General features: G+C 61.7%; 11 protein-coding genes and 1 tRNA gene. 3 read left to right on the top strand and 9 right to left on the bottom strand.

Translation table 11 applies throughout. The features are described from left to right. Window positions 1-148: 148 nt before the first annotated feature. Window positions 149-2,068 (bottom strand): phosphodiesterase DibA, encoded by a 1,920-nt coding sequence (dibA, locus tag CAF76_RS17445; RefSeq protein ID WP_064592627.1) that lies wholly within the window; start codon window positions 2,066-2,068, stop codon window positions 149-151. 146 nt (window positions 2,069-2,214) lie between these two features. Between dibA and desA the strand changes: the two genes are divergently transcribed. Together desA and CAF76_RS17435 are read left to right on the top strand one after the other, a co-directional pair. Next, window positions 2,215-3,399, top strand: a complete 1,185-nt coding sequence (gene desA / locus CAF76_RS17440; protein ID WP_085647911.1) for a delta-9 fatty acid desaturase DesA — start codon at window positions 2,215-2,217, stop codon at window positions 3,397-3,399. 146 nt (window positions 3,400-3,545) lie between these two features. Further along, window positions 3,546-4,535 carry a sensor domain-containing diguanylate cyclase gene (locus tag CAF76_RS17435; protein ID WP_085613312.1) on the top strand — a complete coding sequence of 330 codons (990 nt, stop codon included), beginning with the start codon at window positions 3,546-3,548 and terminating at the stop codon, window positions 4,533-4,535. 27 nt (window positions 4,536-4,562) lie between these two features. Here the strand turns inward: CAF76_RS17435 and CAF76_RS17430 are convergent, their stop codons facing one another. The 3 genes from CAF76_RS17430 to gabD form a co-directional block, all read right to left on the bottom strand. Beyond that, on the bottom strand, window positions 4,563-5,774 hold the full coding sequence (locus tag CAF76_RS17430; protein WP_085647910.1) for a response regulator: 1,212 nt from the start codon (window positions 5,772-5,774) through the stop codon (window positions 4,563-4,565). A gap of 141 nt (window positions 5,775-5,915) precedes the next feature. After that, window positions 5,916-7,193, bottom strand: coding sequence for a 4-aminobutyrate--2-oxoglutarate transaminase (gene gabT, locus CAF76_RS17425; RefSeq protein ID WP_007957613.1), 1,278 nt, complete (start codon window positions 7,191-7,193; stop codon window positions 5,916-5,918). 186 nt (window positions 7,194-7,379) lie between these two features. After that, complete coding sequence (gene gabD / locus CAF76_RS17420; RefSeq protein WP_064592619.1) at window positions 7,380-8,822, bottom strand: NADP-dependent succinate-semialdehyde dehydrogenase; 1,443 nt, start codon at window positions 8,820-8,822, stop codon at window positions 7,380-7,382. Between the two features lie 443 nt (window positions 8,823-9,265). Between gabD and CAF76_RS17415 the strand changes: the two genes are divergently transcribed. Next, window positions 9,266-9,342: transfer RNA gene (locus CAF76_RS17415), tRNA-Arg, on the top strand. A 67-nt stretch (window positions 9,343-9,409) separates the two neighbouring features. On the opposite strand, the gene CAF76_RS17410 is transcribed toward CAF76_RS17415, so the two are convergent. The 5 genes from CAF76_RS17410 to CAF76_RS17390 all read right to left on the bottom strand — a co-directional run bounded on the left by CAF76_RS17410 (window position 9,410) and on the right by CAF76_RS17390 (window position 13,251). Further along, the gene (locus tag CAF76_RS17410; RefSeq protein ID WP_256579630.1) at window positions 9,410-9,679 is read right to left on the bottom strand and encodes a hypothetical protein; all 270 of its coding nucleotides are present in this window, start codon (window positions 9,677-9,679) and stop codon (window positions 9,410-9,412) included. 20 nt (window positions 9,680-9,699) lie between these two features. Then, window positions 9,700-10,302, bottom strand: coding sequence for a hypothetical protein (locus CAF76_RS17405; RefSeq protein ID WP_085647909.1), 603 nt, complete (start codon window positions 10,300-10,302; stop codon window positions 9,700-9,702). Further along, entirely contained in the window at window positions 10,299-10,880 is a 582-nt protein-coding gene (locus tag CAF76_RS17400) for an RNA polymerase sigma factor (protein ID WP_256579639.1), read from the bottom strand. The genes CAF76_RS17405 and CAF76_RS17400 overlap by 4 nt, the downstream gene beginning before the upstream one ends. A gap of 29 nt (window positions 10,881-10,909) precedes the next feature. Beyond that, window positions 10,910-12,601 carry a VWA domain-containing protein gene (locus CAF76_RS17395; protein WP_085647907.1) on the bottom strand — a complete coding sequence of 564 codons (1,692 nt, stop codon included), beginning with the start codon at window positions 12,599-12,601 and terminating at the stop codon, window positions 10,910-10,912. A gap of 89 nt (window positions 12,602-12,690) precedes the next feature. Continuing rightward, window positions 12,691-13,251 carry a YbhB/YbcL family Raf kinase inhibitor-like protein gene (locus CAF76_RS17390; RefSeq protein ID WP_064592611.1) on the bottom strand — a complete coding sequence of 187 codons (561 nt, stop codon included), beginning with the start codon at window positions 13,249-13,251 and terminating at the stop codon, window positions 12,691-12,693. Window positions 13,252-13,356 lie beyond the last annotated feature (105 nt).

The raw sequence follows: 13,356 nt of genomic DNA, 5'->3' as shown, positions 1-13,356 counted from the left end.
ACTGCGTTCGGCGTGGGAGCAATATAAGAGAGGCGCGGATATTCTTAAAAAGACTATTTAAGAATGTTTATATAACTGGAAAACATTATGTGATGCAGCAAGGGTTTGCGGCGGATTTGCCTGCCGGCAAACCCGCCGTACGCCGTCATCAACCGATCAAGGGCGCCCGGTTCCAGTCGACTTGCGCTTCCGGGACCGGCCGCCCAAACCAGTAGCCCTGCCCCAGATCACAGGCCTGCTCCAGCAGGAACGCGGCCTGTTCCACCTGCTCGATGCCCTCGGCATGCACCTGCATGCCCATGCTGCGGGCCAGGGCGATGATCACCCGGACGATCGCCGCATCGTCCTCGTCCCACGGCAGGCCGGCGACGAAACCCTGATCGATCTTGAGCTTCTGCACCGGCAGGCGCTTGAGCCGCAGCAACGACGAATAACCGGTGCCGAAGTCATCGATGGCCAGACGAATGCCCAGTTCGCGCAAACGATGCATCTGTTCCAGCGCGACTTCCGGATCGTCCATCACCGCGCTTTCGGTGACTTCCAGTTCCAGATAGGCCGGATCCAGGCCGGTCTCGTGCAGCACCTGCGCCACCTGCTGATACAACTCGCGGCGAGCGAATAACCGCGAGGACACGTTCACCGCGACAAACGACAGCACCACCCCGGCCTGCTGCCATTGGCACATCTGCCGGCAGGCCTGCTGCATGACCCAGGCGTCGATCTCCGAGATCAGCCCGGTGCGCTCGGCAATCGGGATGAACTCCGCCGGCGACACCAGGCCCCGCTGCGGATGCTCCCAGCGCACCAGCGCCTCGACGCCGATCAGGCGACTGGTTTGCAGGTCGTGCACCGGTTGGTAGTAGACCCGCAGTTCCTGCTGCTCCAGCGCGCGGCGCAACTCGAAGGCGATTTCGACCCGCTGCTGGGCGTGAGCCGTGAGCTCTTCGGTGTACAGCGCGTAGCCATTGCGGCCGCTGCTCTTGGCCTTGAACAGCGCCGCATCGGCGTTGCGCAACAGCTGTTCGGCGCTCAGTGCATCGCTGGGAAACAGGCTGATGCCGAGGCTGGCGTTGATGAACAGTTCATGGCCGTCGAGGCAGAACGGCTCCTTGAGCGCATCGAGAATACGCTGAGCCAGCGCTGCCGCCTGTGCCGGCTGTGGACAACTTTCCAGCAGAACCGCGAATTCATCGCCGCCCAGCCGCGCCAGGGTGATGCCCGGCCCGAACAACCCCTGCAAACGCGCGGCGACGGCCTTGAGCAAACGGTCACCGATGGTGTGGCCGAGGCTGTCGTTGATCAGTTTGAAATGGTCCAGATCGATCATCAGCAGCGCGCAGCCGCGCTTGTGGGTCTGCGCCGATGCCAGCGCCTGTTCGGCGCGGTCGCTGAACAGCAGGCGGTTGGGCAGGTCGGTCAGCGGATCGTGGTGGGCCAAGTGCTTGAGTTCGTGCTCGGAATCCTTGATCGCGCTGATGTCGGAAAACACCGCGACGTAATGGCTGAGCCGGTTGTCATCGTCACGAATGACCCGGATCGTCTGCCATTGCGGGTAGATTTCACCGCTCTTGCGCCGGTTCCAGATCTCGCCGCTCCATTCGTCCCGCGCCTGTAAAGAAGCGAACATCGCTTGATAGAACCCCGGCGGATGATGCCCGGACTTGAACAGGCTGGGCTGCTGGCCGATGACTTCATCGCGCTGATAACCGGTGATTTCCATGAACGCGCGATTGACGTGCACGATCAGCCCCTGCCGGTCCGTGACCAGCACGCCTTCGCGGGTGCAATCGAAAACCGCAGCGGCCTGACGCAGGCGTTCGCGATCTGCTTGGCGTTCACGCAATCGGGCGCCGATGCCCAGGCATTCGAACAGCCGCGCCCGGGCCAGGAAGATCAACCCGGCGCTGAGCGCCACGAACAGGTAGCCGTTGATCAGTTGCCAGCGCAGCAACTCGTCAGAGCTATCGAAGAAACTGTTCAATAAATAACCAGTACCTTGCAGCCAGACCACGGCAAGGACCAGGTAAAGCAGCGCTGCACGCAAGGCATCGCGGTAAGTGGCAGACATTCGGCCGTCCATGTCCCTACAAAAATGTCGGGATTATAGGTCAAGAAACATCCAGCCATCTCTTATCTGAAAGGGCGACTGGTTTTATCTGTGTGCTTGGTGATAATGCAACGGCTGTTTTTTCTTTATCGAGGGCCCTATAGCCTATGTGGTACGAAGGTTTTCTTGGCTTGTCGGCCTGGTCGCTGGTCGCCGTCACCCTGGTGATGACCCACGTGACGATCGTTGCCGTCACGGTCTACTTGCACCGCTACTCGGCCCATCGCTCCCTGGAGCTGAATGCCGGGCTGAAGCATTTCTTCCGTTTCTGGCTGTGGCTGACCACGGCGCAGAACACCCGCGAGTGGACCGCCATCCACCGCAAACACCACGCCAAATGCGAAACCGAAGACGACCCGCACAGCCCGGTCGTCAAGGGTCTGTCCACCGTCCTGCGCAAAGGCGCAGAGCTGTATCGCGAAGAAGCGCAGAACCCGGAAACCCTGCGCATCTACGGCAAGAACTGCCCCGAAGACTGGATCGAGCGCAACCTCTACAGCCGCTACCGGCTGCTGGGCGTGGCGATCATGGCCGTCATCGACCTGCTGCTGTTCGGCACCATCGGCATCACCATCTGGGCGATCCAGATGATGTGGATCCCGGTCTGGGCGGCCGGTGTGGTCAACGGTCTGGGCCATGCCGTCGGCTACCGCAACTTCGAATGCCGCGACGCGGCGACCAATCTGGTGCCGTGGGGCATCCTGATCGGCGGCGAAGAACTGCACAACAACCATCACACCTACCCCAATTCGGCCAAGCTGTCGGTCAGGAAGTGGGAGTTCGACCTCGGCTGGGCGTGGATCCAGATCTTCAGCTTCCTGCGTCTGGCCAAAGTGCAGCGGGTCGCGCCGATCGCCCACCGCGTCGAAGGCAAGGGCAGCCTGGACATGGACACCGCCATGGCGATCCTCAACAACCGCTTCCAGATCATGGCCCAGTACCGCAAGCTGGTGATCGGGCCACTGGTCAAGCAGGAACTGGCCAAGGTCGATCATTCGGTACGCCACCAGTTCCACCGGGCCAAACGCCTGCTCTCGCGGGAAACCAGCCTGCTGGAAGATCGCCACCACGCGCGCATCCAGAACATGCTCGAGCACAGTCAGGCGCTGAAGGTAATCTACGAGAAACGTCTGGCCCTGCAGCAGATCTGGGTCAAGACCAGCGCAAATGGCCACGACATGCTCGCCGCCATCAAGGAATGGGTACACGAGGCCGAGGCCAGCGGCATCCAGTCCCTGCGCGAATTCGCTGACCAGTTGAAAACCTACTCGCTGCGCCCTGTCGCCGCCTGAGTGCCGTTGATCGGTGCGCCCGGTTCCCGTGCGCACCCTTCGGAACTTCACCGTCGATCCCCTATCTCAAAGACACTTCGCCACCCCCGGCGGGTTTTCCCGTGGCCGTTGTCGATTGATCGGCACGCCCTTTGAGATTCGTGTCGATGGTCAACAACAATCAAAAAGACTCATCCCCTCCCCAGTGGCCCGAGGCCGCGCAAACCCTGATGGCATTGATGCACGCCCAGGGCGAAGTCGCCCGGCTCAGCGAACGCGAGCAGCTGTTCAGTTCGCTGCTGGTCAGCGTCAACGCCGTGCTTTGGGCCTTCAACTGGGAAACCCGTCAGGTGTTGTACGTCAGCCCCGCTTACGAGCGGATCTTCGGTCGTTCCGCCGGCCTGTTGCTGGCCGACTACAACCAGTGGCGCGACAGCATCTACCCGGATGATCTGGAATACGCCGAACGCAGCCTCGCCGAAGTGCTGCACAAAGGCGCCGTGGAAGACCGCGAATACCGGATCATCGCCGCCGACGGCCAGGTTCGCTGGGTCAGCGACAAGTGCTTCATCAATCGTCAGGACGAACCGGGGCAACCGGTGATCATCGTCGGCTTCGCCGAAGACATCACCGACAAGAAGCAAATGGAAACCGAGCTGCAACGCCTGGCCACCACCGACGTACTGACCCAGAGCAGCAATCGCCGACACTTCTTCGAATGTGCCCACCGGGAATTTGAACAAGCCCGCCTGCAAGGCGCGCAAATGGCGTTCCTGCTGCTGGACATCGATGACTTCAAAGTGATCAACGACACCTACGGCCACCCGGAGGGCGACAACGTGCTGCAACGGATCGCCGAATGCGGGCGAGCATCATTGCGCCGGGGAGACCTGTTCGGACGGATTGGCGGTGAGGAATTCGCTGCGGTTTTCCCGGGCTGTGCGCCGGACATGGCGATGCAGGTGGCCGAACGGCTGCAACGGGAAATCCAGCGGCTGAGTTTTAACCATGGTGAACAGACGTTCGGTATCACCGTCAGCCAGGGCCTGACCAGCCTCACCCCGGAAGATGAAAGCCTCGACACCCTGTTCGCCCGCGCAGACGCGGCGATGTACGAGGCCAAGCGCCAAGGCAAGAACCGGATCATTTCCGCCTGATTCAAGACTGGATGCGCAATCAACCCGCTATTTGCGCATCCGCATCAGCTCCGGCAAGCCGATTTTAAGCAAGCGCGCCGTGCGGCTCTTCGCCAGATCCTCGACGCCTTCATGCTCGGTCAGCCGCGCCATCTGCGCCGCCATGTTCATCACCAGTGCCTCGCGGGAATACACCCCGCCACCGAGCTGGTAGACCGAGGCAATCAGCTCGCGCAGTTCCAACGGCAAACGCCAGCGAGTGCGCAGCGCCGAGCCATACGCCGCACCGAATTCGGCCAGCGCATCGCCGACTTCCTCCAGCTCATCCAGCTCGCCGCCGGCCTGCTTCCACTCCTGCAGACAACGCAGCAACGCCAGATCACCGAGGCGGTGGAGCATCCCGGCGCAATAGCAGCGCTCCTGATCCAGATCGAGCAGCCGCGCCAGCGTGCGGGCGTACTCGGCGGTGTGCAGCGACAGGCCCCAATAGCGCTCGGCGTAGTCGGCCAGACACGGGTCGCTGAGCCGGGCGCTGCGCTTGAGTGCCAAACCAAGGATCAGGTTCATGCTTTGACCGGTGCCCAGACGATGCAGCGCCTGGGCCAGGGTCTGCACCGGCGCGCCATGATGCTGGGCGGCGCTGTTGGCGGCGGCGATCAACACGGCGGTGATCTGCGGGTCGGTGCGAATTTCCTCTTCCAGCAGCTTCAGATCCAGGCCGTTGGGATTGAGGCTGCGCTTGACCGCCACCTGCACGTCGGTCATCAGCGGCGCGCCGTCGGCCTGCTCGCGGCGGCGTTCGAGGAACACCGACAATGTCATGCCCGGCGCCAGCGCCGGTACTTCACAGAACACTTCTTCGCCGGCGTTCAGCAGCAGTCCCTGCAAACGTTCGGTCAGGCTTTCCATGTTCAGGGGTTTGGCCAGGTAGGCGGTCGGTGCCAGCGGCAAGGCTTCGCGCACGCTGGCGCTGTCGTTGCGGCTGCTCATCAGAATGAACGGCAGCGGCGGATTGCGTCTGCGCTGGCGCACGCTGCGCAATACGTTCAAGCCATCGACGCCGGGCAACTCCCAGTCGACGATCGCCAGGTCATAGGGCACTTCGCTGAGCAGCGTCATTGCCTCCTGGCCATCGGCGCACAGATCCAGCCGCGCATCGCAGCGCACATTCAGCAACACTTGTTTGAGCAGGTCACGAGACCACGGGTCGGCCTCGGCAATCAGGACTCTCGGTACAGCGGGTAAATCAACGGCCGTCATGCTCGCCCTCCCTTGCAATGCTTGAACCTTAGCCAATGCTGGCGTTTCGGTACAACCTGAAAACCGCACAGGTGTTTCTCCCGGCATGAAAAAACCCGCCGAAGCGGGTTTTTTGTCGATCCGATCACACGGTGCTACGGATTACAGCTCCGAGAAGCACTCTTCGATGATCGCCAGGCCTTTGTCCAGTTGCTCGTCCGGCGAGGTCAGCGGTACCAGGACGCGCAGCACGTTGCCGTAGGTGCCGCAGGACAGCAGGATCAGGCCCTTGTCACGCGCCTTGGCCACGACAGCCGCGACGGCGGTCGGGTTTGGCTTGTGGCTGTCGCCGTTTTCGAACAGCTCGACCGCGATCATCGCGCCCAGGGCACGGACTTCGCCGATCACCGGGTACTTGGCCTGGATGGCTTTCAGGCCAGTGACCAGACGCTCACCAACAGCCTTGCAGCGGTCCAGCAGTTTTTCTTCTTCGAACACTTCCATCACGGCCAGGGCCGCAGCGCAAGCGATCGGGCTACCGGCGTAGGTGCCGCCCAGGCCACCTGGCGCGATGGCGTCCATGTATTCGGCCTTGCCGCAGACACCGGCCAGCGGGAAGCCGCCAGCGATGGACTTGGCGAAGGTGGTCAGATCGGCAGCAACGCCCATCTGTTCCATGGCGAAGAAGGTGCCGGTACGGCCAGCGCCGGTCTGCACTTCGTCAGCGATCAGCAGGATGCCGTGTTGGTCGCACAGGGCACGCAGACGCTTCATGAACTCTTTCGGTGCGACGTAGAAACCACCTTCACCCTGCACAGGCTCGATGATGATCGCGGCGATGTCTTTCGGCTCGGCGTCGTTCTTGAAGATGCGTTCGATGGAAGCGATCGAGTCGTCGATGCTCACGCCGTGCAGTTCGTTCGGGTACAGCGCGCGGAAGATGCCGCCTGGCATCAGGCCCATGCCGGCCGAGTAAGGCACGACTTTACCGGTCAGGCCCAGGGTCATCATGGTGCGACCGTGGTAAGCGCCGGTGAAGGCGATCACGCCAGCGCGGCCAGTGGCGGCACGGGCGATCTTGACGGCGTTTTCAACGGCTTCGGAGCCGGTGGTCACCAGCAGGGTTTTCTTGGCGAAGTCGCCCGGTACGCGAGCGTTGATTTTCTCGCACAGCTCGACGTACGGCTCGTAGGCCAGAACCTGGAAGCAGGTGTGGGTCAGCTTGTTCAGCTGCTCGGTCACGGCGGCGATGATTTTCGGGTGCACGTGGCCGGTGTTCAGTACGGCGATACCGCCGGCGAAGTCGATGAATTCACGACCTTCAACGTCGGTTACTGTCGCGTTCTTCGCGGACTCGGCGAAGATCGGGTGAATCTGGCCAACACCACGTGGAACAGCTGCGGTACGACGGGCCATCAGTTCAGCGTTAGTCTTGCTCATTACAGTCCTCATTCGCCGCTCATCGGGCGGCGTGGTTCAAGGATAAAGCGGGAGGAATCGGCGGTGGCAGCATGCGATGATCGACTGCCACGGCGTTCCCGGCCGCAGAGAAAATTCCGGTTTGAAACGACGCAAAGGGACAGCGCTCTCGTGCCCTTTGCGTTTACAGCGATCTTCTACCGAGGCTTAGATGCCCAGGCAGAGGTATTTGATTTCCAGGTAATCTTCGATGCCGTACTTGGAGCCTTCACGACCCAGGCCCGAGGCCTTGATACCGCCGAACGGCGCGACTTCGTTGGAGATCAGCCCGGTGTTGACGCCGACCATGCCGTATTCCAGGGCTTCAGCCACACGGAACACACGGCCCAGGTCGCGAGCGTAGAAGTACGAGGCCAGACCGAACTCGGTGTCGTTCGACATCGCGATCACTTCGGCTTCGTCTTTGAAGCGGAACAGCGGCGCCAGCGGACCGAAGGTTTCTTCCTTGGCCACCGCCGCGTCTTTCGGCACGTTGGTCAGGATGGTCGGCTCGAAGAAGTTGCCTTCCATCGGCTTGCCACCGGCCAGAACGGTTGCACCTTTGCTCACCGCGTCAGCGATGTGCTCTTGCACCTTGGCCACGGCTTTCTCGTCGATCAGCGGGCCAGTGGTGGTGCCTTCTTCCAGACCGTTGCCGATCTTCAGCTTGGCGACTGCCACTTTCAGCTTCTCGGCGAACGCGTCGTAGACCGAATCCTGAATGTACAGACGGTTGGCGCAGACGCAGGTCTGGCCGTTGTTGCGGTACTTGGAAATGATCGCGCCTTCGACGGCCTTATCCAGATCCGCGTCGTCGAACACGATGAACGGCGCGTTGCCGCCCAGTTCCAGGGAGACTTTCTTGATGTCCTTGGCGCATTCCGACATCAGCTGACGACCGATTTCGGTCGAGCCGGTGAAGGACAGTTTGCGCACGATCGGGTTGCTGGTCAGCTCGCTGCCGATATCGCCGGCGCTGCCGGACACCACGCTGAACACACCTTTGGGGATGCCGGCGCGCTGGGCCAGTTCGGCCAGAGCGAATGCGGAGAACGGAGTTTGCGAAGCCGGCTTGAGCACCATGGTGCAACCGGCGGCCAGCGCAGGACCTGCCTTACGAGTGATCATCGCCGCCGGGAAGTTCCACGGGGTGATGGCAGCGGTCACGCCGATCGGTTGTTTGATCACGATCAGGCGCTTGTCCGGCTGGTGGCCCGGAATCACGTCGCCGTAAATGCGCTTGGCTTCTTCGGCGAACCACTCGATGAACGAAGCGGCGTAAACGATTTCGCCCTTGGCTTCGGCCAGCGGTTTGCCTTGCTCGAGGGTCATCAGGCGAGCGAGGTCGTCCTGGTGCTCGATCATCAGTTCGAACCAGCGACGCAGTTTGCCTGCACGCTCCTTGGCGGTCAGTGCACGCCAGGCCGGAAGCGCCTTGTCGGCGGCTTCGATGGCGCGGCGGGTTTCGGCAGCGCCCATTTTCGGCACGGTGCCCAGAATCTCGCCAGTGGCCGGGTTGTTGACCTTGATCGTCTGACCGTTGTCCGCGTCGACCCATGCGCCATCGATGAAGGCTTGCTGGCGGAACAACTGGGTGTCTTTAAGCTGCATGTCGGCTTTCCTTAACAGCACCGCGCAAGGCGCGGAGCAAAATTATGATTGTAGAAAGGCGCCTCGCAAGGCTGCCGTCAGGGAAATCATTCACCGGGCTGGCACATAAATAGCGCACGACTCGAAACGCGTGCGGCTCAGCACCTGGATCAGGAGCGTTTGAAATCTCAAACGAATCCTAGGTTCAAAGGGGTTGAAGGACAATAGGGCGTTCGAAAAAAAGAACAAAAACGCCGCAATTGCTGAACATTTCAGATCAACGTACCAACAGCCCCGATCGCAGGGAAACCATAGAACAGCCTCCCCAAAGCGCCAAGCGAGCCTTTTGCAGGACGTTACAGCTTTATGGAATGCAGTGCTTTTCAACCGACACGCGCACTGACAATACGCACCAAAACCCGGCATGGACGCCCCGAGCCGACCTAGGTATGATGTCGCCCGCTGCACCAGTAGCTCAGCTGGATAGAGTACTGCCCTCCGAAGGCAGGGGTCGTGGGTTCGAATCCCGCCTGGTGCGCCATTGATTTAAACGAGAAAGCCCCGGACTGTGATGGTCCGGGGCTTTTTTGTACCTGCTGGCTGGCGACTCACTCCGTCGTCCAGTCAAACTCGTCATATTCATCATCGTCTTCTTCGTCCTCGATCAAGTCATCATCGAGAACGTCGTCCTCCAGATCCTCTTCGGCCTGTTTGGCCAGAAGAAACTCCTTGCGACTCTCCGTCACTGCCCGCCGCAGTTCCTCACCCTTGACCGGGCAGTTGAGCATTTGGGCGATGCGGTCGATTTTTTGGGCCACGGCATCCTCCAGCGCATCGGCAATGACCCGATAGTGCGCGTTTTTGCAGGTCAATGCCAAATGGCGGATGGCTGATACAGTCAGTTCTTGCGGATTTTTTCCAGCCGCAGGTCGAGATTCACGTTCGGGTAGCGCTTGTGCAGGTTGTTGAACAGGGTGTCGGCCGCTTGCGACTGGCCGGACTCGCGCAGGCGCAGGACTTCGCGCAGTTGCGCGTCGAGACCGTTGACCGGGGCGGCGGCGCGCTTGCTGACCTTGGCTTCGTCCGCCGTGTCGGCGCTGATCGATTCGCTCTGCATCGGCGCGGCCATTTCCGCCATCGGCGCGGGAGCTGGCGCGGAAAGTGCGCCGGCAGGAGCCGACAGCGATCGGGCCTCCTGGCGGACCCCAGGCGCAGCCGGTTTGGCAGCAGGGGCGAAATCGAATTGAGCCACGGGTTCCGGCGCACGCTGCACCAGCGACAGCATCAGCGCGATGCCGACCAGACTGGCAAAAGCCACTTGGTAGCGCGGCTTCTGGCAGGCCTTGAGCCAGCGTTGCCACAGGCTCTGCCTTGGCGCCGGGGTTTCACGGTGGGCGGCGTTTAGGATCAGCGCATCGAGATGCGCCGGCGGCTCGGCGTTGTGCTGTTCGCGCACGTGCTTGAGCACTTGCTCTTCGGGTGTCGGGCGGGCGTCCGTCATGTCATTACCTCCTCGGCCAGCAGCCGACGCAGTTTTTGCTGGGCGTAGCGCAAGCGGCTCTTGACGGTTTCCAGCGGTGTTCCGGTGAGGCTGGCGATTTGCGCCAGGTCGAGGTCGCCATGGGCGCGTAGCAGGAACACTTCGCGCTGGTCGGCGGGCAAGGATTGCAGGGCGCTCTCCAGGCGCTGGCTGTCGCGGCTGAGGTTGAGCAATTGTTCGGGATCCGAGGCGTCGTCGCTGACGGCGTGAAATTGCTCGTCGTAGCTGTCATGCAGCGGTTGCCGGGCGCCGTGTTTGCGCCAGTGGTCGATCAGGCGATTGCGGGCAATCTGGAACAACCATGTACGAAAGGTCGCCCGGCCTTGTGGCTGACTGGCGCTGCGGATCAGGCTCAGCCAGGTCTCCTGGAAAACCTCGTCGGCCAGTTCCGGTTTGCCGCTCAAACCGAGCAGAAACCGGTAAAGGCTCTGGCGATGACGGGCGTACAGGATCTCGAACGCCTTGCCGTCACCCTCGCGATAACGGGCCAGCAGCGATTCGTCGCTGCTGGCCTCAAGGCTGTCTGCAGAAGCAAACAACTGGGTGATGAAGCCTTTGAGGCGGCTCACTATTCAATCCGTCGCTCGGTGGACATTGCGTTGGAGGCCGTGGACGTACGCAGGCTCTGCGCCAGTTCCACCAGTTGCACGAACTCGTTGCGCAGGCCGAAGCGGTCATCGCCGCGTGCACCTCGGGCCAGGGCTTCGGTGTCCTTGAGGCTGAATTCGCCGGTGTAGCGGCCGTCCTTGAGTTGCTGGGAAAACGCGGCGACGGCGGCGGCGAAACGCAGATCCTCACTGGCCGGCGCCACCTGACTGGCAATCGGCCGCTCGATCAGCAGACTTTTCCCACCCTCAGGCTTTTGATATCGCACACGCAGCATTGCTAATTCTCCTTTCTTCTCGGAAACCACTGCATCGGTTTTTCCGTAACGCAGCGGCTCCAGCCAGCCCTTCTCGCCTGCCGGGACAATTTCATACAGCGCCGTCACCGTATGTCCCGCACCGATCTCTGCGGCATCGACCTTGTCATTGCTGAAATCCTCACGCTTCAACGCGCGGTTCTCGTAACCGAGCAGGCGGTATTCGCTGACCTGCGCCGGGTTGAACTCGACCTGCAACTTGACGTTTTTCGCCACCACGGCGAGGGTCGAACCGAGTTGATCCACCAGCACCTTGCGCGCTTCGCGCAGGTTGTCTATGTAGGCGTAGTTGCCGTCACCGGCATCGGCCAGTTGTTCCATCAGGTGTTCATTGTAGTTATCCACACCAAAACCCAGGGTGGTCAGGGAAATCCCGCTCTTGCGTTTATCCACAGCCATTTGTTTCAGGCTGTCGAAGTCGCTGATGCCGACATTGAAGTCACCATCGGTGGCCAACAGGATGCGGTTGATGCCGTTGGGGATGAACGCCTGCTGCGCCATCTGATAAGCCAACTCGATGCCTGAAGCGCCCGCAGTCGAGCCGCCGGCGGTCAATTGCTCGATGGCTGTGCGAATTTTCGCCTTTTCCCGTCCGGAAGTCGGCTCCAGCACCACTCTGGATTCGCCGGCATACACCACCAGCGACACCCGATCCTGCTCGCGCAATTGATCGACCAGCAACTTCAGGGTGCTTTTGACCCGCGGCAAGCCTTCGGGGCGGTCCATCGAGCCGGACACATCCACCAGAAATACCAGATTGGCCGGGGCCAGTTCCGCCACCGCGCGGTCGGAGGCCTTGATGCCGATGCGCAGCAAGCGGGTGTGCGGGTTCCACGGTGAGGCAGCCAGTTCAGTGGTCACGCCAAAGGGCGAGCCATCGCTCGGCAGTGCGTAGTCGTAGGGAAAGTAATTGACCATCTCTTCCAGCCGTACCGCGCCTTCCGGCGGCAGGCGACCCTGATTGAGCAGGCGCCGCACATTGGCGTAGGCGCCGGTGTCGACATCGGCACTGAAGGTCGAGACCGGGGTTTCGGCGACGCTGTGGATCGGGTTGTCGGCCAGCTTGGCGTACTGCTCGCGTTGTTCGTCACGATAGCCTTGTGGATAACTTTCACTGGCCGGCATCGGTGCAAAACTGGCGATCGGCGCCGCCAGTGCACTGCGCTTGGCCATCGCGCTGTCGGCCATGACCGCTTCGGGCTGTACGGAAGATTTCAGTTCGGTCTGCGCCGGCAGCGGCGCGACGGTGGTTTCCGGGCTGGAGGAAACACCGCAACCGGCAATCACCAGCAACACACTGGCAGCAAGGGGGCGCAGAAGCGTGGAAGGAAGGGACATGGGGGCTGACCTCGGGGAAGAATTGATCCATTCATCCCCTGAGACGGGCAGCCCTTTGCGTTCGGGTTAAACCTCGCCAAAATTTTTTTTCAGCGGTGATAACGCCGCACCGCACTGCTGTTGCGCAGCACGTGACCTTTGATTTTTTCCATCAGCTGGGCGCGGGTCAGGCCGGCGGGCAAGGCGTCCGGGGCCAGATCCAGGGCGTAGATCTGGATGATGTAGTGGTGCGCGCTGTCGCCCACCGGTGGGCACGGGCCGACGTAGCTGGTGGTGCCTTTGCTGTTGGTGCCACCGACGCCTTCGAGGGCCGATTTGGCGCCAACGCCGGCGGCAATCTGCCGGGTCGTGGCCTTGATGCCGTAGTGAATCCAGTGATCGACACCCGCGCCTTTCTGGCCGTCCGGATCGTGCATGACGATGGCGTAGCTCAGGGTTCCGCTCGGGCCGGCGTTCCAGCTCAGGGCCGGCGACTGGTTCTTGCCGCCGCAGCCGGCCGCATCGCTGGCCGCCGCCGAGGTGAACAGGCGGTTATCCGACACGCCGGGAATGCTGAGGGTGAAACGCTCCTGGGCCTGCGCCGGAAACTGCACGCAAAGGGCGACGGCAACGGCCGCCAGCCAAGGGTTGAGAGAGGTCAATCGGGTCATTCCGGGAGCACCTTGTGCAGTTGGGCCTTCGTCGGCCTGCAAACTATAGCCGTACCGTTCGTGCCGTGGCAGTGGCAAATGGCTGAACCTCGCAATGCGGCCCAA

Origin of the sequence: Pseudomonas sp. B40(2017) (assembly GCF_002112855.1) — a bacterium.
Taxonomy (GTDB): domain Bacteria; phylum Pseudomonadota; class Gammaproteobacteria; order Pseudomonadales; family Pseudomonadaceae; genus Aquipseudomonas; species Aquipseudomonas pharyngis.
The sequence above is the reverse complement of the archived record's forward strand: the minus strand, read 5'-3'. Positions and strand labels throughout refer to the sequence as shown.